The 19,272-nt window shown below is 73.8% G+C and carries 19 protein-coding genes and 1 pseudogene; 10 read left to right on the forward strand and 10 right to left on the reverse strand.

What is annotated here, in order from left to right:
* Window positions 1-31: 31 nt before the first annotated feature.
* Window positions 32-1,648, reverse strand: a complete 1,617-nt coding sequence (locus OG823_RS30280; RefSeq protein WP_371483286.1) for an ADP-ribosyltransferase domain-containing protein — start codon at window positions 1,646-1,648, stop codon at window positions 32-34.
* A 275-nt stretch (window positions 1,649-1,923) separates the two neighbouring features.
* Here OG823_RS30280 and OG823_RS30285 point away from each other — a divergent pair, with 275 nt between their 5' ends.
* The 3 genes from OG823_RS30285 to OG823_RS30295 all read left to right on the forward strand — a co-directional run bounded on the left by OG823_RS30285 (window position 1,924) and on the right by OG823_RS30295 (window position 3,195).
* Window positions 1,924-2,601 (forward strand): macro domain-containing protein, encoded by a 678-nt coding sequence (locus tag OG823_RS30285; protein ID WP_371483287.1) that lies wholly within the window; start codon window positions 1,924-1,926, stop codon window positions 2,599-2,601.
* A gap of 98 nt (window positions 2,602-2,699) precedes the next feature.
* On the forward strand, window positions 2,700-2,975 hold the full coding sequence (locus OG823_RS30290) for a DUF6400 family protein (RefSeq protein WP_371483288.1): 276 nt from the start codon (window positions 2,700-2,702) through the stop codon (window positions 2,973-2,975).
* Window positions 2,962-3,195, forward strand: coding sequence for a hypothetical protein (locus OG823_RS30295; protein WP_371483289.1), 234 nt, complete (start codon window positions 2,962-2,964; stop codon window positions 3,193-3,195). The genes OG823_RS30290 and OG823_RS30295 overlap by 14 nt, the downstream gene beginning before the upstream one ends.
* 169 nt (window positions 3,196-3,364) lie before the next feature.
* Here the strand turns inward: OG823_RS30295 and OG823_RS30300 are convergent, their stop codons facing one another.
* Window positions 3,365-4,300, reverse strand: a complete 936-nt coding sequence (locus OG823_RS30300) for an SDR family oxidoreductase (protein WP_371483291.1) — start codon at window positions 4,298-4,300, stop codon at window positions 3,365-3,367.
* A gap of 151 nt (window positions 4,301-4,451) precedes the next feature.
* Here OG823_RS30300 and OG823_RS30305 point away from each other — a divergent pair, with 151 nt between their 5' ends.
* From OG823_RS30305 to OG823_RS30320, 4 genes and pseudogenes are all read left to right on the forward strand, one after another.
* Window positions 4,452-5,033, forward strand: a complete 582-nt coding sequence (locus OG823_RS30305) for a TetR family transcriptional regulator (RefSeq protein WP_371483293.1) — start codon at window positions 4,452-4,454, stop codon at window positions 5,031-5,033.
* 254 nt (window positions 5,034-5,287) lie between these two features.
* A complete protein-coding gene (locus OG823_RS30310; protein ID WP_371483295.1) occupies window positions 5,288-5,581 on the forward strand; it encodes a WhiB family transcriptional regulator in 294 nt (97 codons plus the stop codon).
* Between the two features lie 219 nt (window positions 5,582-5,800).
* Window positions 5,801-6,247: pseudogene (locus OG823_RS30315) on the forward strand (SRPBCC family protein); the annotation flags it as partial.
* 358 nt (window positions 6,248-6,605) lie between these two features.
* Window positions 6,606-7,034, forward strand: coding sequence for a hypothetical protein (locus tag OG823_RS30320; RefSeq protein WP_371483297.1), 429 nt, complete (start codon window positions 6,606-6,608; stop codon window positions 7,032-7,034).
* A gap of 63 nt (window positions 7,035-7,097) precedes the next feature.
* Here OG823_RS30320 and OG823_RS30325 read toward each other — a convergent pair whose 3' ends face one another.
* Window positions 7,098-9,545 (reverse strand): 3'-5' exonuclease, encoded by a 2,448-nt coding sequence (locus OG823_RS30325; protein WP_371483299.1) that lies wholly within the window; start codon window positions 9,543-9,545, stop codon window positions 7,098-7,100.
* A gap of 485 nt (window positions 9,546-10,030) precedes the next feature.
* A complete protein-coding gene (locus OG823_RS30330; protein WP_371483302.1) occupies window positions 10,031-10,396 on the reverse strand; it encodes a PRC-barrel domain-containing protein in 366 nt (121 codons plus the stop codon).
* Window positions 10,397-10,631: 235 nt separating this feature from the next.
* On the opposite strand from OG823_RS30330, the gene OG823_RS30335 reads away from it, so the two are divergent.
* A complete protein-coding gene (locus tag OG823_RS30335; RefSeq protein ID WP_371483304.1) occupies window positions 10,632-11,816 on the forward strand; it encodes an AI-2E family transporter in 1,185 nt (394 codons plus the stop codon).
* 420 nt (window positions 11,817-12,236) lie between these two features.
* On the opposite strand, the gene OG823_RS30340 is transcribed toward OG823_RS30335, so the two are convergent.
* The 3 genes from OG823_RS30340 to OG823_RS30350 all read right to left on the reverse strand — a co-directional run bounded on the left by OG823_RS30340 (window position 12,237) and on the right by OG823_RS30350 (window position 15,605).
* Entirely contained in the window at window positions 12,237-14,177 is a 1,941-nt protein-coding gene (locus tag OG823_RS30340) for a YhgE/Pip family protein (RefSeq protein ID WP_371483306.1), read from the reverse strand.
* Window positions 14,174-14,953 carry an ATP-binding cassette domain-containing protein gene (locus OG823_RS30345; protein WP_371483308.1) on the reverse strand — a complete coding sequence of 260 codons (780 nt, stop codon included), beginning with the start codon at window positions 14,951-14,953 and terminating at the stop codon, window positions 14,174-14,176. Before OG823_RS30345 ends, OG823_RS30340 begins: the two co-directional genes overlap by 4 nt.
* 232 nt (window positions 14,954-15,185) lie before the next feature.
* Window positions 15,186-15,605 (reverse strand): DUF3040 domain-containing protein, encoded by a 420-nt coding sequence (locus tag OG823_RS30350; RefSeq protein ID WP_371483310.1) that lies wholly within the window; start codon window positions 15,603-15,605, stop codon window positions 15,186-15,188.
* A gap of 250 nt (window positions 15,606-15,855) precedes the next feature.
* Between OG823_RS30350 and OG823_RS30355 the strand changes: the two genes are divergently transcribed.
* Window positions 15,856-16,236 (forward strand): STAS domain-containing protein, encoded by a 381-nt coding sequence (locus OG823_RS30355; protein WP_371483312.1) that lies wholly within the window; start codon window positions 15,856-15,858, stop codon window positions 16,234-16,236.
* A gap of 118 nt (window positions 16,237-16,354) precedes the next feature.
* Here the strand turns inward: OG823_RS30355 and OG823_RS30360 are convergent, their stop codons facing one another.
* Window positions 16,355-16,765 (reverse strand): hypothetical protein, encoded by a 411-nt coding sequence (locus OG823_RS30360; RefSeq protein ID WP_371483314.1) that lies wholly within the window; start codon window positions 16,763-16,765, stop codon window positions 16,355-16,357.
* Between the two features lie 390 nt (window positions 16,766-17,155).
* Between OG823_RS30360 and OG823_RS30365 the strand changes: the two genes are divergently transcribed.
* Window positions 17,156-17,524 (forward strand): hypothetical protein, encoded by a 369-nt coding sequence (locus OG823_RS30365; RefSeq protein ID WP_371483315.1) that lies wholly within the window; start codon window positions 17,156-17,158, stop codon window positions 17,522-17,524.
* A gap of 131 nt (window positions 17,525-17,655) precedes the next feature.
* Here the strand turns inward: OG823_RS30365 and OG823_RS30370 are convergent, their stop codons facing one another.
* The gene (locus OG823_RS30370; RefSeq protein WP_371484710.1) at window positions 17,656-18,111 is read right to left on the reverse strand and encodes a heme-degrading domain-containing protein; all 456 of its coding nucleotides are present in this window, start codon (window positions 18,109-18,111) and stop codon (window positions 17,656-17,658) included.
* Between the two features lie 107 nt (window positions 18,112-18,218).
* Window positions 18,219-19,268, reverse strand: a complete 1,050-nt coding sequence (locus OG823_RS30375; RefSeq protein WP_371484712.1) for a Gfo/Idh/MocA family oxidoreductase — start codon at window positions 19,266-19,268, stop codon at window positions 18,219-18,221.
* Window positions 19,269-19,272 lie beyond the last annotated feature (4 nt).

The raw sequence follows: 19,272 nt of genomic DNA on the forward strand, positions 1-19,272 counted from the left end.
TCCGATCCGCCGGGCGGGGCCGGGCGCTCGGTCAGGACACCAGGATCTGCTCCGCCAGTTCGCTCAGCGTCACCGTGCACAGACCGCCGCGTTCGGCCGTCACCTTCGTCACCTCGAGCTGCGTGCCGGGCAGGAGGATGAACTCCTCCTCGCCGGTGAACGCGGAGAAGCGCTGGATGCCCGTGGCGCGCAGGGGACGCACCTCGAAGAGCGTCCGCCTGCCGCGGCCGCCGAGGAACGCCCGCGCCACGGCGAGCTTGGACGTGCAGGAGGAGACGCCCCACCAGGTCACCGTCCGTCCGAGCCGGTACTGCTCCCGCAGGTCCAGCGGCACTCCGCGCCACAGCGGCTCCACGCGCGTGGGAAGGTGCGAGACGGCCGAGAACAGCAGCCGCAGATAGGGGAGGTACGGCACGATCCTCGTCCGGTCCGGGGAGCGCAGGACGGCGTTGATCTCCCGGTAGAACGCGGATTCGCAGGTGTAGAGGTAGAGGGCGGCGATCGCGTCGGCGGACAGGCCGGCGTCCGCCTCGTCGGCCCGCCGCTTGCCGAACTCGTGCGACAGCGTCACGTGCCGGTCCAGACCGGAGAGCAACCCGGCCACCGGCCCCACCGCGTCGCGGAAGTCCATCAGCGGGGTCTCGAACACTCCGGTGATCGCCGGCAGGACGAGGCCCTCGTCCTTCACGCCCGCGAGGCGTTCGAGGTAGAGCTGGTGCAGCTCCATGGTGGAGGCGATGAACGCGCCCATGCGCTCGGCGACGCCGGCGTCCGCTGCGGCGCCCTGCGCGGCCCGCGTGTCCCAGCCCCTGCTCGGAAGCCAGTCGATCGGATCGGCGCCGAACGAGGCGAGCGCCGCGTTCACCGTCCCGAAGTGGTCGCCGTCGCAGAAGATGTCCCCCTGCGCCGCGGGGTTGGCGTGGTCGATGTGGCGGACCTCGACGTCGGGAAACTTCTTCTGGAGCCGCAGGACCACCGTCTTGAGGCTGCGCGCGTGCGCCCCCCACCACGCGAACACCACCCCGCGGTCCTCCTCGTCGGCGTTCTGCTTGGCCCGGAGGATCTCCTCGACGATCCGCTCGGCCACCGGTCGCCAGAACGCGGTGTGCCGGTCCGGCCCGGACGCGCCGTCGCTCCCGGCGGTGAGCGCCGCGTTCAGCAGCAGCACGCCCTGGGTGAGCATGGCCTGGAACCACTCCGGCGGCTGGACGGTGTCCTGCTCGCGCAACAGCGCGCGTACGTCGGCGATCGGCGTCCGCCGGGGAATGCCGTACTTCCACATCGCCGCCGCCTTGATGAGGCAGCGGATGCTGACGACCCGGCCGAACCGGCTGTCCTCCCAGCCGTGGAAGGTGTTGTCGAACATCGCGATGCCGGTGGCGCTCTCCGGCCGGGGGTAGGGGTTCTGGCCGAAGACGACGACCTTCCACCGGTGCGGCGCATGGGGCTTGAGCGCCTGGAAGGTCAGCTCGCGGACGGGGACCACCTCCGCGCCGCGGCCCGGTCCGATGAAGGCGGCCGCGTCGGGCTGTGCCTCGATGACGGGCTTCAGCAGCGGGAGCCACGGCTCACCGCCGCCCTCGAAGAGTTCCGCGAGGGCCAGCGGGTCGTTCGGATCGGGCGTGGCGGGGGAGTTGGCGTCGCTCATGGTGGAGGTCTCCGCGTCGTCGAACCGTGCAGATGGAGGGACGGTCGGCCGGGTGCTCGGTGGCCGTCGTCAGTCACAGGGATACCGGCCGGGTGTGACAACCGACGGACGGCGGTGGGGTCGGCGCCGCCCCACCGGTGCGTTCGGGCACCTCGGGTCGCTGACCGGGGGTCAGGAGCGCCGTCCCGGACGGGCCCGGGACGGCGGTCGCGTTGTCGGTGGGGCGCGCTAGCGTCGTGATCGACAAGGGGACAGTTTCTCGATCGGAGTGGACCGTGACCGAAGACCGCGTGAAGTCGCCGCTCAGGGTGGTACTGACCGACACCGACGTGACGGTGGTCCGGGCCTGGCGGGCGGCGTTCGCCGACACCCCCGGGATCGAGATCCGCCAGGGCTCGATTCTCGACGAGCGGGTCGACGCCTGGGTCAGTCCGACCAACTCCCGTGGCCGGATGGACGGCGGGCTCGACGCGGTCGTCAAGCGGCACCTCGGAGCGGGCATCCAGCTGCGCGTGCAGCGGGCGATCCGGGACGGGTTCGGCGGGCGGCTCCCGGTGGGAAGCGCCGTGTGCGTGCCGTCCGGCGCGGTCAACCCGAGATTCCTGATCTCGGCGCCGACCATGGAGCAGTCCTCACAGAACGTCAGCGAGACCCTGAACGTGGCACTGGCCTGCGCCGCCGCGTTCCAGGCGGTCCACCGGCAGAACGAGGCGGCGCCGGGAAGCATCGGATCGGTGGCACTGGTCGGTATGGGCGCCCGGATCGGCCGGGTGCCGGCGCGGGTCTGCGCCAACCTGATGTGGACGGGGTACACCCTGTTCGGGGATCACACCTTCGAGGACTACGACGAGCTGCGCGGCACGATCATCGCGCAGCTCGACGACATCGAGAAGGCGCCCGACACGGAGCGGGTGCGGATCGCGCCGCCCGTGCGCGGGGGCGCCCGGCGCTGAGCGGCGCTGACCGGGGCGGACCGATCCGTGCCGGTCCGTGCCGCGACGTGGCCGGGAACACATTGACGATGAAGTAAGCCTTGCCTAACCATGGCGGCATGTTCTCGCACAGTTCCCCCTCGGACGGCCGCCCGCCCGAGCTCACAGCCTTCGACCTCGACCTGACCGTCGAGGAGATCCGCCGTCGCACCGAGGTCATGGCCGCGCTCGGGCCCGAGTGGGATCCGGTGGAGGTGCTCCGGGGCGAGGAGGCGGCCTACGCGCTGCTGTACTCCGGTCTCGACGCCGAGCAGCAGCGGATGTACGAGGAGCTGGTGGCCGCCGGTGTGCTGCCCGCCGCGCCGGGAGCCGGGCCGGGCCATGCTGCCCATTGACCCGCAGGCGGACCTCGGACGCCGCGCCTGGGTGGCCTGCCCCGGCTGCGACGACGCCCGCGACTGCGCCCCCTGCCGGGAGCGGCGCACCTGCGGCGACCACTGGCGGTACCTGATCGCCAACACCGGGAGCACGCTGCACCTCCAGTGCCCGGGTTGCACGCACGTCTGGGACCACGAGACCGGCTTCGGTGCCACCCGGGGCGTCCGGGCCCTGTGAGCCGGCCGGGGTGAGCCGACAGGAGTGAGCCGACAGGAGTGAGCCGGGCGCGGGGGACGAGCGGTCCGGACGGCCCGCTCGTCCCCCGGCCCACGCCGCTCCGCGCCGGCCCACATCGCTCCACGCACATCGCGTGGTGACGCCGGCGCCCGGCGCGGCCGGTGGACGGTCAGCCGGCCGCTGTGGCGAAGTAGTGGCCGAGGTCGAGGTCGTCGACGAGGCCGGGCCCGCTCGGCTGCCAGTCGAGCAGCTCGCGGGTCCGCACGCTGGACACGGGACTGTCGAGCCCGAGGAAGCCGCCCAGCCAGCTGAAGTGCTCGGTTGCGTCGTCGGTGGAGACCGAGGCGACGGCCAGGCCGAGGTGCCGCCCGATCACCTCCGCGACGGCCCGGATCGGGACCCCGTCCTCCGCGGCCGCGTGCAGCGTGGAACCGGCCGGAGCGCTCTCCAGCGCGAGGCGGAAGAGACGCGCGGCGTCGGACCGGTGCACGGCCGGCCAGCGGTTCGTACCGTCGCCGATGTAGCCGCTGACCCCCTTCGCGCGGGCGGTGGCGACGACGGCGGCGATGAAGCCGTTGTCCCCGTCCCCGTGCACCGTCGGAGGCAGCCGCACGACCGAGGAGCGCACGCCCCGGTCGGCCAGGGCGATCGTCGCGTGCGCGTTGGCCAGGCGCCGGGCGGGGCCGCCGGTCAACTGCGCGTCGACGGGGTCGGACGGCTGACCGTCCAGCTCCGTCGCGACCCGCCCCGGCGCCAGTCCGAGCGTCCCGGAGGCGATGAGGAACGGACGGTCGGAGCCGGCGAGCGCGTCGCCGAAGGTGTCGATGGCACGCCGGTCCGCCGCGGCGGCGTCCTCGAAGCCGCCGCTGAACGCGATGTCGTGCTTGAAGGCCAGGTGGATCACGCCGTCCGACTCGGCGGCCCCGGCGTGCAGGACGTCGAGATCGTCGATCGTGCCGCGGCGGACCTCGGCACCCGCCGAGAGGAGGGCGGCGGCCGAGGCGTCCGAACGGGCGAGCCCGAGGATCCGGTGGCCGGCGCCGATGAGCTCCGGAACGACGGCGGAGCCGATCCAGCCGGACGCACCGGTGATGAACACACGCATGAGGAGAACCTCCGGACAGGTCCACCACCCGAATCGAGCGGTACCGGTTTCCCGGCACGCAGGGTGAGCGGCGAGACGAAGAGTGATGTCAGTTACTGTCATCGACCGTAACACCGTATGTCAGTCGCTGTCATCACGTATGATTCCGGCCATGGGTCGATGGAAGCCGGACGCACGCGGGCGCCTTGAGCAGGCGGCGATGGCGCTCTACAGCGAGCGCGGCTTCGAGCAGACCACCGCCGCGCAGATCGCCGAACGGGCCGGGCTCACCGAGCGGACGTTCTTCCGGCACTACGCCGACAAACGCGAGGTGCTGTTCGGGGGCGCGGGCGCACTGGAGGAGTTCTTCGTCGACGCCCTCGCCGGAGCCCCGGCCGGAGTCGCACCGATCGACGCGATGGCCGTGGCCCTGGAGAGCGTCGCCGCCCTCTTCCTGGAACGCCACGAGTTCGCCCGGCAGCGCCAGGCCGTCATCACCGCCAACGTGGAACTGCGCGAGCGCGAGCTGATCAAGCTCGCCTCGCTGTCGGCGGCGCTGGCCGGCACGCTGCGCCGACGCGGCGTCGAGGAGCCTGCCGCGAGCCTCACCGCGGAGGCCGGCATCGCCGTCTTCAAGATCGGCTTCGAGCGCTGGGTCGGTGAGGACGGGGCACGCGAACTGGGCGACCACGTGAGCGAGGCGCTCGCCGAGCTCAGAGCGGTGGCCGCGGGCGGGCGACCGCAGGCCCGGTAGGGCGCCACGGGCGCGCCGCCCGTCCGGACGGCGCGGACTCCGAGTGCCGGGGGCTCCGAGTTCCGGCGGCTCCTCGGGTGGGGGCGCTCCGGACGGCGGGGAATCCGGGCGGCGGGGGAATCCGGTGGGACGAACGTGGGTGGGGTCGGCGAAACGGGGCAGGCGGCGGTTGGCCGACCCCTCCACGCCGTCCGGCCGTCGGCCCGAGCGCCCTGCCGACCGTCCCGTCTTCGTCCAGCCGAGGTGAGAACCCCTTGAGCAACATCTCGCGCCTGCCCGGCGCCTTCGACCACCACTGGAACTGGCAGCTCGCCGCCTCGTGCCGCGATGTCGACACCAGCCTGTTCTTCCATCCCTTCGGGGAGCGGGGTCCGGCCCACGACGACCGGGAGGCGGAGGCGAAGAGGGTCTGCGAGGGGTGCCCCGTCCGCCTCCAGTGCCTCTCGCACGCCCTGGAGGTACGTGAGCCGTACGGCGTGTGGGGCGGCCTGTCGGAGACCGAACGCGCTGCGCTCCTGCGCTCCGGCCGCGTCTCGCGGGTGGCTTGACGGCCGCGGCCCGGGGCCCCGGTGCCGTCCGGTCGGCGGCGCCCGCACCACCCCGCGGCGGCCGGACTCCGGCTCCGATGCCCGTCGAGCGGGGGTCGTGCGGGGTCGTGCGGCGGCCGACGGACACCCGACCGCGGCGGCCCGATTGATCGCCCCGGCACGGGGCAGGCGCGCACACAGACGGAACGCCTGAGCTTCCCGATCCGGAAGGAGACTGTTGTGAGCACGGTGATGGAATCCATCGACGTGGATGTCCCGGTGCACAGCGCCTACAACCAGTGGACGCAGTTCGAGGACTTCCCGAGCTTCATGGAGGGCGTGGAGGCGGTCCACCAGACGGACGACCGGCACTGCCAGTGGACGACGAAGGTCGCCGGTGCGCGCCGCGAGTTCTACACCGAGATCGTCGACCAGTTGCCCGACGAGCGGATCTCCTGGCGCACGGTCGGCGGCGACGTCCAGCAGATGGGGATCGTGACGTTCCAGCGCATCGACGACTCCCACACCCGGGTGAGTCTGGCGATGGACTTCGAGCCGCAGGGTCTGGCCGAGAAGGCGGGCGACATGCTCGGTGTCCTGGACCGCCAGGTCAAGGGCGACCTCAAGCGGTTCAAGGGCTTCATCGAGGAGCGGGGCCACGAGAGTGGCGGATGGCGGGGCCGGCTCACCTCGGACGGTGACCCGGCGGCCCCGGGCGCCCCGGCCACCGACGGCCCGGCGGTCCTCGGCGACGCACCGGTGCGCGAGCGGCCCGAGAGCCGGATGACCGCCGAGGGCGCCCCGCCCCCGCCCGAGGACCCGGACGACACGCGACGCGGCTGACCTCCGAGGGGCGCCCGGGCGACGGGGAGTCGCCCCGGGGCGCCCTCCGGCCGTCCCGCCCGGGTGCACCGAACGAAGGCGCCCCCGCCACGGGGAGCACGTGGGACGGGAACTGCCGGAGTGTCGGGCGCTCGGCCCGGCACTGTCGTAGGCCCTTGCTAGCGTCAGTGGCTCGCAGAGGATCCGGACCCAGGGGGAAGTTGTGAGTGACCACGGAACGCGCGAGTTCGGCGTCGGCCTGTTCGACCGGTGGACGGCCATGTGGAACGGGGACGTCGATCTCGTCGACGAGATCATGGCGCCCGCCTTCGTGCTGCGGTACGCACAGGCCGGCACCGACGCGTTCGACGGGATCCGCACCCCTCGGCAGCTCGCCGAGGTCGTCGCCGCCTGGCACCGCTCCCGTAGCGGTCTGCTCTTCGCGGCGGAGGGGACGGCCGTGGTCGATCTCACGCCGGCCGACGGCGGCCCGAGCGGCCTGGTCGCGCGGCCCTACCTCGCGAGCTTCGTCGGCGAGGACGACGAGAAGGTCGCCAGGAGCGGAACCGACGTTCTCAGGGTCTGCGACGGCTTGATCGTCGAGGTCTGGTCGGTCTCCTCCGGCGCCGCCGGGCGGACCTTCTACCACTGAGGCCGCCGCTCCCGCGCGGCGGGCCCGGGCCCGGATCTCCGAGGAGATCCGGGCCCGCCCCGGTCAGCGGGGGTCCAGACCCTCCAGCATCTCCGGCAGCTCCCGGCTGTGGATGACCCCGAGCCGCTTGGTCGCGCGGGTGAGCGCGACATAGAGGTCGTTGGCGCCGCGGGAGTGCGCCGCGAGGATCTCCGCGGGCTCCAGGACGAGGACCGTGTCGAATTCGAGCCCCTTGGCCTGAGCCGCCGTCATCAGGACGACGGGCGAGTCCAGGGCCGACGGGCCGTCGGTGAAGGCGGCGACGGCGTCCGACTCGGTCAGCCCGGCGAGCAGTTCGGGCGGGCAGTCCGCCGCGTGGATGATCGCCGTCCGGCCGCCGTCCAGTGCCGCGATCTCCTTCTCGACGGCGCTGCGCAGCGCCGCTCCCCGGCCGTCCTCGGGAATCCGCAGACTCCACGGACGGTGCCCTCCGGCGCGGACCGCGGTGGGGGCGGCGAGCTTCGGGTCGACGGCCCGCAGGACGCCCTCGGTGACCCGCATGATCTCGGCCGGCGTGCGGTAGTTGACGGTGAGTTCGACCGTGCGCCAGCGACCCGCCGTGTACGCGTCGAGCGCCTCGCCCCAGGAGCTCAGCCCTGCCGGCGCGCCGGTCTGCGCGAGGTCGCCCACGATGGTCATGGAACGGCCGGGGCAGCGGCGGGTCAGCATCCGCCAGTCCATGGGGGAGAGCTCCTGCGCCTCGTCCACGATCACGTGTCCGAAGCCCCAGGTGCGGTCCTCCGCCGCACGGTCGGCCAGCGGCCGCAGCGAGCGCTCGCCGCGGTACTGCCGGGCCAGCATCTGCGCGTCCATCTCCACCAGCCCGACGCCGAAGTCGTCGAGGACGATCTTCGCGAACTCCAGCTCCGCAGCCTCGGCGGCGAGTTCGATCTGTCGGGGGGTGTTGTTGCCGGGGAGCGGACCGAGCAGTTCGGCGGCCTCGTCCAGCAGGGGGACGTCGGCGGCGCTCCAGGTCGTCCAGGTGCTCCAGGTTCTCCGAGCGGTCCGGGACGGGGCTTCGCCGTCCCGGGCCGGCCGCTCGCGCCGGACGGCGGCGCGTTCGGCGCCGGAGAAGTCCGGCATGGCCGTCGCCAGCAGCTCCGGGGAGCCGAACAGGGCGGTGACCAGCTGCTCCGGGCTCAGCAACGGCCACAGCTTCTCGGTCAGGTCCTGGAACTCGGGCTCGTCCACGAGCGCGTCGGCGAGGTTCGCCACGTCGTCCAGGTCCATGTCCCCGCCCCGGTCCCTGGCGATCCGCAGCGCGAGCTCCGAGGAGAGCCGCTCGACCAGGGCGGCCCGGGCCGCGTTGTGGGGCTCGCCGGTCCTGCGGGCCTCGGCGCGGGCCCGCTCGCACATGGCCCGGCTGATCACGAGCTCCACGTGGTAGGGCGAGCGCCGGCCCACCACGATGGTCCAGGACTCCTCCGGAAGCTGTCGGAGCCCCTCCAGCGCGGCCGCGAGGACACCCGTCATCCGCGCGTCGCCCTTGACGGCGGCGGCCTCGGGCGAGTCGGTGCCGGTCGCCGTCACGCCCGGGTAGAGCGTGCCGATGCTGCTCAGCACGACCTCGCTCTCACCGAGGGCGGGGAGCACCTGGTCGATGTAGCGCAGGAACGTCGTGTTCGGCCCGATCATCAGGACGCCCCGCTTGGCCAGCCGGTCGCGGTGGGTGTAGAGCAGGTACGCCGCGCGATGCAGGGCGACCACCGTCTTGCCGGTGCCGGGCCCGCCTTGGACGACCATGACGCCGCCGAGCTCCGAACGGATCACCCGGTCCTGCTCGGCCTGGATGGTGGAGACGATGTCGCCCATCCGTCCGGTCCTGGCCGCCGTCAGCGAGGCGAGCAGGGCGCTCTCCCCGCTGAGCTCGGAGCCGGCCCGGCCCTCCAGAGCGCTGACACCGAAGGCGTCGTCGTCGAAGTCGACGACGGTCCGGCCCTTGCTGCGCAGGTGCCGTCGCGCCGTGACGCCGCCGGGCGCCGCGGGCGTCGCGCGGTAGAACGGCTCCGCGGCCGAGGCCCGCCAGTCGGTGAGGAGCGGCTCGTGGTCCTCGTCCGCCAGCGCGATCCGGCCGATGTACCGTCGCTCGCCGTCGGCGTTCTCGATCCGGCCGAAGCAGAGTCCGTACTCGGCGGCGTGCAGCTCCGACAGTCGACGGGTGTGGTGGGCCTCCATCGCGTCGCGCTCCAGCCGGGACTGCTGCGTGCCGCCGCTGTCCCGGCGATGGATCTCGCGCAGCTGCGCGGTGGCCAGTTCGCGCTGCGTTTCGAGGCGGTCGTACAGCTCGTCGACGTACGCGTTCTCCACCCGCAGTTGCCCGGCCCGCCAGCCGTCGGCGGGTCGCGCACCGTCCTCGCCCCGGCCGCTGCCGCCCCCGGCTCCGGCCCGGGCGACTGAATCGGTCTCGGACGACGGGGACTGCGGCGACGACGGCGACGAGGCCTGCGGCGATGACGGCGGCGTGGGGACCAAAGCTGACTCCGTTTGACTCAGAATTCACAAGCGACCGGCCGATTGAGCGGCGGTGAGAACGACCGCTCCCACGGCACGAAACAATCCGAGGAATGACCTACGCGTGGGCGGTGCCGATGTCGCGGCTCCCGATTCCGCGCATTTCGGGCTCAGGTCGACGATTGTGCGGCATGACCAGGGCCTTGCGGCAAGGCCCCCGGTACGTTATATGTTAGAGGTGGGAAAGGGCGGGTTCTCCCCTTTCCCCTTCGCCCGCCGTCAACGGCCGCGCGCATCACCACCGACACCCGTGTCGCGGGCTCCGCCCTTCTCTCCGCCCCGCTCGATCGGCCCAACGGCGAGCCCGCTCCCCACTCGGGCCTCCCGGGCGGGCGGCGTACGCGGCCCCCGCGGGGGCCGGTGCCGCCAGGTACGTCCCACCGCGCAGCGGCGCGGGCCGTCACCGGTGTCGGTGACGGCCCGCGGCCGGTTGTCGAGCGTCCGGGTCAGACGACCGGGCCGCCGTAGAACGGGCCGTAGTAGCCCACGTACTTCTCCTGGTAGCCGGAGTCCGAGTCGTGCTCGCTCCGGTCGAACTCGGGGCTGCCCTTGATCTCGTCCTTGGTCCGGTCGACGTAGACCTTCTTCTCGTCCTGGTCGACCCGCGCCACCGTGCCGGCGGGGAGCAGGACGTGCTTGCCGAAGATCCACGGGCCGGTGTCCACGACCAGGTACCGGGCGCCGACCTCCTCGGACAGCTTGTCGACCTTGCCGATGGGGCCGTCGGTGGCCTCCACGTGGAAGCCGACCAGATCGGTGCCGGCGACGTGGCCGGACGTGGTGCGGAAGTCCCAGATCTCGCTGCTGCTCATCGCGTCTCTCCTCCACGTTGCGGCGCCGCCCGGGTCGATCCCGGTGCGGCGCGTTCTCGACGCTCCGCCTGCCCCGGAGTCGGGAGGCCACACCTGTCGTCCCCGCGCCTGTCGTCCGCGCCTGTCGGTCGTGGCGGGGGTCGTGGCGCTGGCCATGCGTTCGCGGGCCGAAGCGGGGCAGACGCCCGGCGGCCCGCAGTGGCTGCGGCCGGGCGCGTGAAGGGCGGTGGCGGGCATGAAGCCCTGGAGGCTGAGGACGTTGGGCACGGCGGCGTCCGACGGCGTGAGGCACTACTTCCTGGTTCCGGACGAGATGGCACCGACCGCCGCGCCCGAGGGCGGGGCGCTCCCCGGGGACGGGCGCGGGCCCGGTCGTGGCCGGGGGAGCGGGGGCGGCGGCGCGGTGGCGGTGCCCTGGTTCTCGGCCGGTCTGCTGATGGCCCTCGGGGCGCTGCTCGGCTGGTTCCTGTTCAGGCAACTGGTGCGCCTTGAGCAGGTGTTGACGCTGACGGTGCTCGCGGCGTTCATCGCGGTCAGCCTGGAGCCGGTGGTCGGACTTCTGGTGGGCCGGCGGCTGCGCCGGGGCGTGGCGGTGGCCGCCGTGCTCGGCCTGTTCCTCGCGGTCGTGGCGGGCTTTCTCGCCCTGGTCATCCCGCCGCTGGGGCGGGAGGTCTCGGTGCTGGCGGACTCGGTGCCGGCCTGGCTCCAGCAACTTCACGACCACCAGTCCACCCTGGGCCGGATCGAGGACCACTTCCATCTGGTCGACCGGGCGAAGCAGGCCTTCGGATCGGGCGGTGGTCTGGTCGGCGGCATGCTGGGCGCCGGCCGGATCGTGCTCGACACGGTGACCTCGCTGGTCGTCGTGATCACGCTGACGCTGTACTTCATGGCCGGACTGCCGGAGATCAAGGACTTCTGCCACCGGTTCGTCGTCGGGAGCCGGCGCGCGCGGGCCCGCGAGCTCACCGACGAGATCCTGGCCCGGACCGGCCGGTACATGTTGGGAAACCTGTTCACCTCGGCCATCGCCGGCCTGGCCACCTTCGTCTGGTGTGCGGTCGTCGGAGTCCCGTACGCCGCCGCGCTCGGCGTGTTCGTCGCCCTGATGGATCTGGTGCCCGTGGTCGGCTCCACGATCGCCGGTGTCGTCGTCAGCCTGGTGGCGCTGGCCGTCTCGTGGCCGATCGCCGTCGCCACCGTCGTCTTCTACATCGGGTTCCGTGTGCTGGAGGACTACCTGATCATGCCGCGCACCATGAAGTACGCGGTCGACGTGCACCCCTTCGTCACCGTCCTCGCCGTCCTGGTCGGCGGGGTGCTGCTGGGGATCATCGGCGCCCTCGTGGCCGTGCCGGTCGCCGTCGCCGTCGGCCTCGCCCTGGACGAGTTCGTCTTTCCCCGTCTGGACGACCGCTGAGTGGCGCGCCGCCCGCGCGAGGTCGCCGCACGGCCGTCCCGGCACCTCATCGGCCCCCGCCCGGGGTACCCGCGGCGGCCGGCCCTTCGGGGTCGACGTGCGGCAGCAGCCGACCGCCTCGTGCGGGTCGTGGCCGTCGTGCGGCAGCGCCCGGTGGCGGGTTTGGCCAGGAGGAGCGCGTAGTCGATGCCGACGCCCGGGCCCATCATCGCGGCGAGCGTCGGAGCGGACTGCCGAGCAGGTCGGTGCCGGTCCGCGAGGCGGCGCCGCGTTCACCGTCACCCTGCCGCCGTCACCCGGCTGAGCGACCGCGGGACGGTGCCACGGCGGGGGAGCAGAGCGTGCGGGAGCGCCGGGCGGGGGAGCGCCGGGCCCGCTGCCGGGGAGCAGGTCCACGGGCGAGCGGGGCAGGATCGGGCGTCACAGCTCGACATCGGGGTGCAGTCGGGCCACGGTCCAGGCGCGCTGCCGCCGGACGGTCAGGGACGTGAGCGTCAGGACGGCGAGCCCGAACCCCGCCAGGACGACGACGTCCCGCAGCAGGTGGGAGGTGAGCCCGCCGGAGATCGTCACGCGCAGGCCGTCCACCAGGTAGGTCATCGGCAGGAGTGGATGGAGGGCCTGGAAGAACGCCGGAGTGGTCTGCATCGGGTAGAGGCCGCCGGACGCGGTGAGTTGCAGGATGAGCAGCACCAGGGAGAGCACGTCTCCCACGGTGCCGAAGGCGGTCCGCAGGCAGTGGTCGATCGCGACGAAGGCGGCGGCGCCGAGCAGCAGCAGGGCGAGCGTCTCCAACGGCCGCACCGGGTGGAGCCCGAGGGTCAGGTCGACGACGCCGTAGAGGACGAGGGCGCCGATGCCGCCGAGGGCCGCGCCGGGGAGCCAGCCCGCGAGGGCGATCGTGGCGCTGCGGGTGCGTCCGGCCAGGGCCCGCAGGTTGACCGGCCGCAGCAGGAGGTAGGCGAAGAGCCCGAACACCCACAGGGCGATGCCGAAGAAGAAGGGGGCGAGACCGCGTCCGTACACCCCGGCGGGGTGCAGATTCGAACGGTCGATCCGGACGGGTGTGCCCAGCACCCGGGACGCTTCGGCGAGTTGGTCGTCGCTGAGCGCGGGAACCCGCTCCCGGTCGCCGTTGACGAGATCCGAGAGCTTGGTCGCGCCGGCGTGGGCCTGGTCGGCCGCGGTCTTGAGGGCGCCCGATCCCTGCCGCAGGGTGTCCAGGCCGCCGGTCACGGTGTCGGCGCCCGCGGCCACGCTCCGGGCGCCGGAGTCGATCAGCGCCATCGGGGTCCGCGCGGTGCGGATCTGCTCCTGAAGGGCCGCGGCGGAGCGCCGAAGGTCGGTGGCCTGCTGAAGGGCCTTGTGAGCATCGGCGGCCGCGGTGGCGGCGCGGCTGTCGATCCCTCCGGCCGCGGTGTCGGCGGCGGCGTCCCGTACAGCGCGCTGGAAGACCGGGTCGTCGGTCAGCTCGGGGTGGGCGTCGGCCAGTTGGGACAGGTCCTTCACCGCCGCCGCGGTGCCCTGCTCGGCCTGGCCGGTGGCCTGGCGAACGGCGTCGAGGCCCTGTGCGGCGAGACCCGCGGCGTTCACCAGGGCGTCGGCGGCGGTGGGGAGTTGCTGGGCGGCAGCCGTGTCGAGTGCGGCGGTGGCCCGGTCGACCTCCGTGGTGGCCTGGCTGATCTGCCGCGCCCCGTCCGCCAGCTGGGCCGCGCCGGTGTGAAGGGTGACGGTGGCCTCGGCCGCGGCCGACGTCCCCTGCTGGGCCACGGCGGTCGCCTCCACCAGGGCCTGCGCGCCGTCCGCCGCCGTGCCCAGCGTGCTGCGGACGTCCGCCAGCCGGCCGTACACGCCGCGCACGTACGCCTCGTGCGCGGCGGAGTTGACCTGGTCCTGGAGCTTCGACTGGACCACTTCGGTCATGATTCCGGCGATGTAGTTGTTCGCGTCGTTGAGCTCGATGTGGATCGCGGCCTGCTGCGGCCGGGTGTTCGGGCCGGTGGCGAGCCGGCCGCTGAAGTCGGCCGGGATGTGCACGGTGAAGTAGTAGCGGCCGCTCTCCAGACCGCTCCGCGCCTCGGCCCCGTCCACGAACCTCCAGTCGAAGTCCCGGGAGGCTTTGAGCTGTTCGACCAGTTGGGCCCCGGCGTCGACCCGTTGGCCCTGCGCGGTGTCGGCGGGCCGGTCCTCGTCCACCACGGCGACGGGAATGCGGTTCGTCCTGCCGTAGGGATCCCAGTTCGCCCACAGGTACATCGCGCCGTAGAGCAGCGGGATCAGGCAGAGCAGCAGTGGTATCCACCGGCGCAGCGGCCCCCGGAAGCTCCGAAGTTCCAGCAACGCCAGCCTGATCGCGCTCATGCGCTCTCCTCGTGCTCCGGGGCGGCCTGCTGCTGCGGCGGGTGCGAGTCCTCCGGGGAAGCCCCGTGCTGCGCGGGGTGGGCCGCCGGGTGGGTCGCCGGGTGGGTCGCCGGGGTGGGGCGAAGACGGTCGCGGCTCAGCCGGGGAAGCGCCACCAGGACGGGCTCCGGATCGAGGGCGCCGGGGGCGTCGGCGGCGGCGGCCAGCACGGTGCACCCGGTGGCGCACACCCGGCTCAGCGCCTGCCAGAGGTGCGCGCGGTCGTCCGCCCCGCAGCCGAGGCCGACGTCGTCCACCACGATCGCCGCCGGATGCCCGGCCAGAGCCAGGGCGGTCGCCAGCAGCAGCTCGTCCGCGCGGGACAGGTCCCGGACGAGATCAGAATGACGCGGCCGAACGCCGAGGACCGCGAACGCCTCGGCGACCCGCCGGGATGTCAGGCGCCGGTCCAGCCAACGGCGTTCGGCCACCAGCTCGCTCACACGCAGGTTGCCGTCCAGCCCGACCGCGGGTTCGGCGCGGGCGACCGCGACCAGGTCGCGCACCCGGCGGGCGGCTCGGGGCAGGACGTGCCCGCCGACCCGCACCGTGCCCCCGCTCAACCGCATCCTGGCGGCCAGCGCGAGCAGCAGGGAGGTACGCCCCGACCCGCCCGGCCCGTGCACCACCAGTAGGCCGCCCGCCCCCACCCGCAGGTCCAGGTTCTCGAACACCGCTCCTCGCGGTCCGCGCACGCTCATGCCGTGCGCCGCCAGCTCAACTCCGGAGATCTCCACCTACTGAGCGGTAACCCGAAATGGCGGCCTGATGCCTGTAAGCCGCGTCACACCCGCTTCGCCCGCCGTTCGGGCGAGGCGAGCCCATGAGGCCGGCCGCAGGTCAGCGGCGGCCGACCGGCGGGGGAACGGCCGCTCTCGCCTCGGGCATCACCGGCCCCACGGGGCTCCCCGGGGGGCCCACCACTCCTACCGGCCCCGCACCACTCCCAGCGGCCCCGCCGCTCCGGCGCTACCGGTTGCGCCGCCACCTCGGCCAGGAGCCGCCGCCCCTGACGCGGATCGGCGCCGGGGCCGGGGTCGGGGTCGGGTGGTCCGTACCCGGCGCGTCGTCGCCGTGGACGGTGAGCCCGTCCTGGTAACCGGGGTCGTACCCGGCGGGCGTGTTCCAGTGCGCGGCGGCCCCCGCGCAGGCGACGGCTCCGACGCACGCGGCCGCGCAGACCCACCACAGGACCGGCTGCCGCGCGGTGACGTCCGCCGCCGCCGCTGCCACGCCGACCGAGCCGAGGACGGCCGCCGCGACGGCCGCGGCCCGCGCGCGCCACCACCAGGGCGTCCTGCCCCGGGCGAGTCGGCGCACGAGGCGCCGGTCGCGGCCCAGTTCGCACTCGATCTCCGCCAGTACCTGCCGCTCCTGCGCCGACATCATCGCCGCCACCTCCGTCGCACGACGTCCTCCCCAACCGACACCGGACGCATGCCCGGCTCACCGGTCCTTAACCCCGTACCGGGCGCCGCCTGCCGGTGACCTACGCGCGCGGCCCCGGGGCGCGGTGTGCGGGCGCGCCCGGTTGCGGCGCCACTCGTCGGGGGTGTGCGAGGCGCCGGTGCACCCTACGCTGGTCCTGTCACCCGTTCGGCTGTCGTGTCACCCGTTCGGCAGGCAGGAAGGTGCGCTCATGACCACTCCCGCGGACCAGGCCGCTCCCCTCGCCATCACCGCCCGCGAGAGCTCGGCGGGCCCTGTCGTCGAACCGGTCGGGGCGATCGACTTCGACAGCGCCCCGCTGCTGCGCACCGCCCTCCACAAGGTCCTCTCCCGCCTCCCCGCGCCGAGGGTGGCCGTTCTGGACCTGTCCGGTGTGACCTTCTGCGACTCCAGTGGCCTCAACGCCATACTCCTCGCCCAGCGGCGGGCCCGGCACGCCGGCACCCAGCTCCGGCTGGCCTCACCGGGCACGGTGGTGGCGAGGATGCTGGCGATGACCGGCGTCGACCAGGTGTTCCCCATCGATCGCCACGCCCCGTTGACGGCGGGGCCGGCCGCGGAGGTCGCCTGAGCACCCGGAGCGGTCCCCGGTCGGGCCGGCCCCCGGGGCGAGCTGTGACAGGCCCCGCTCCGACGTCATGCGACGCCGGGGCGGGGCCTGTCCGTCACAGTCGGCGGGTCCGCCCGGGTCAGCGTCCGAAGTGCAGCCGACGCTGTCGGGCGGGCCGGCCCGCCCGTCGCCGCGCGGCCGCCGTGTCCCCGGTGGAGGGCGCTGCGCTCGTGCGGGTGTCCGCCGCCGGACCGGAGTCGTGAGCCGGGGCTCCGGCCTTCGCGGACCGCGTGCGCTCCGCGCGGTAGGCGCGCAGCTCCTTCGACCGGCGGCGCCGGAGGATCCCGCCGCCGGTCGCGAGCACCGTACCGAGGCAGAAGATCAGAGCCAGCGCGATGCCGGATATGAAGATCGTCAGACCGTTCACCGTGGTGAGGTCGTTGCCGAACAGGGTGACCGTGTAGTCGGGGCCACCGTTCAGGTTCTCGGCGATCAGCAGGCCGGCGAACGCGCCGGTCGCACCGAGCAGCAACAGTCCGAGTACGAACATGGAAAGCTCCCGTCGTTGGGTCTTGCGTCCACGGAGTTCATCGAACCGGGTGCGGTGCCGGGCTGCCCGGCGCTGCCGGGTCCGGGTCGGGCGTCGGAGGGATCGGCGGTACGGGCTCGGACCGGCGGCGGCCCGAGCCCCCGTCTACCCGGGCTGCGCGGATGAACACACCGCGGTCGCGTCGGCCGTGACCGGATCCGTCCGTCCGTCCGTCCGCCCGTCCGCCCGTCGGCGGCCGGCCCACCGGCCCTGTCGCCGGGGCGCGCTGTTCCGGCGGCCCGTGGCCGGCGGCCACGGGCCACCGCCGGACGGGTGGCGCGTCCGTGCTCCGCGGCCCGTCGTCGGCGAGGGTCCCCGCCCCGGAGGGCGGCCCGTGCCTACCCTGGCCCGGTGAGCAGCGACAGTGCGGGTGCGGCAGTGGACCTCGCGGACGTCCTGGAGGAGTTCGGAGATCGGGCCGGTACGCCGGGCCAGGGCGGCGGGGTGTGGGTGAGCATCGGCGCACCGCACGCGGCGGAGCGGCGTACGGTGCAGCTGACGGCGGAGGTCGCCGACTGGTTGACCGAGGTGGTCCGCTCCGAGCTGGAAGACCTGCGCGCGGTGGAGGGCGACGACCGGCGCACGGTCGACCAGCGCGACGGCGACCGCGGCTACCTCGACCGGGGTGGTCCGGGCCCGAGTGACCTCGACCAGGGCGGGGGCGGCCAGGACGAAGGCCCCGGGCCCGCTCCGCAGCAGGCCGAGACCTGGTGGGGCTGACCGGCCCGGCTCCTGGCGAGGCGCAGTCCCCCGGAGGGAGCCGGACAGGCCGCAGGGGCAGGACGCCCGGCTGTGAGCGCGTCCTGCCCCTGCGGTCTCTCCGGCCTCTCCGGCCTCTCTCATCCGTCCGGTCAGGCGACTTCGGCGAGGAACCGTTCGACGGCCAGGACCACCAGCCGGTGGTCCTCCAACTGCGGCAGACCGGACACCGTCACGGTGCCGACCGGGCCGACTCCGCGTACCAGGACCGGGAACGCCCCGCCGTGCGCGGCGTAGCGGTCGGGGTCGAGCCGGGATGCGGCCTCGAAGCTGGTGCCCTGGTCCCGGAACTGCTGGCCGACCAGGTAGGAGGCGTGGCCGTAGCGCCGTACGACGCGGATCTTGCGCTCGATCCAGGCGTCGTTGTCGGCGCTGGTGCCGGGCAGCGCGTAGTGGAACAGCTGCTGCTCGCCGCGCCGGACGTCCACCGTGACCGGTAGGTCGCGCTCCCTGGCCAGCTCCACCAGGAGGGAGCCGAGCCGCCAGGCGTCGTCGTTGTCGAAGCGCGCGAACAGCAGGCGCCGCTCCTGGTCGAGCAGGTCGGCCATGGTCGGCGCGGGCTGCGACGGGGCGGGCTGCACCGGCGCGGGCTGCGACGGCGCGGTCGGGGGCGTCGCGGTGGTGGGCGTCGCGGGTCGCGGCGTGTCCTGGGCGGTCACAGCTCCACCGTCCGGCCCTCGACGGCCGAGCGGCGCGCGGCCTCCAGCACGGTGAGCGCCGCCACGGCGTCGCGCGGGTCGACCGGCACCGGCGCGCGGCCGTGCAGCGCCTCGACCATGCCGGCGTAGTACGCCTGGTACCGGCCGGGAAGGGTCGGGAACTCGGCGGCGTCGTCGCCGGCTCCCAGTCGGCCGTGGTGGCCCGCGGGGGTGACGCCCCAGTCGGCCTCCTTCGGCGTCCGTCCTGAGCGCAGGGCGTCCTCCTGGCCGTCCAGACCGAAGGTGACGTAGGCGCCCTCGCTGCCCAGCACCCGGAAGCGCGGACCGAGGTCGGCGGCCGTCGCGCTCATCCAGAGATGGGAGCGGGTGCCGTCGGCATGGGTCAGGGCGACGAAGGTGTCGTCGTCCGTCTGCGCGCCGGAGCGGCGCGCGTCGGTCTCGGCGTGGACGCGGGCGACCGGGCCGAAGAGCGTGAGCGCCTGGTCCACCAGATGACTGCCCAGGTCGTAGAGGAGCCCGCCCGCCTCGGCCGGGTCGCCGAGCTCGCGCCAGCCGCCCTTGAGCTCCGGGCGCCAGCGCTCGAAGCGCGACTCGAAGCGGTGCACCCGGCCCAGGCGACCGGATCGAACGAGCTCGGCGACCGTGAGGAAGTCGCCGTCCCAGCGCCGGTTCTGAAAGACGCTCAGCGGCAGTCCGCGTTCCTCGGCCAGCGCGATCAGCTGTCGGGCCTCGGCCGTGCCCGGCGCCAGCGGCTTGTCCACCACGACCGGCAGGCCGGCCTGCAGCGCGGCCGTGGCGAGGGGGACGTGGCTCCGGTTGGGGGAGGCCACCACCACCAGATCCAGGCCGAGCGGCCACAGGTCCTCGGCCGTCGCGACCACCTCGGCGCCCGGGTGTTCGCGGTGGACCTGTGTCCGGCGCTCGGGATTCGAGGTGACCACGGCCGCCAGGTCGAGGCCGGGGGTGGTCGTGATCAGGGGCGCGTGGAACACCGAGCCGGCGATCCCGTAGCCGATCAGGCCGACGCGCAGAGGATTGTTGTTCACCATG

Origin of the sequence: Kitasatospora sp. NBC_00315, assembly GCF_041435095.1 — a bacterium.
In the GTDB taxonomy this organism is placed as follows: Bacteria; Actinomycetota; Actinomycetes; order Streptomycetales; family Streptomycetaceae; genus Kitasatospora.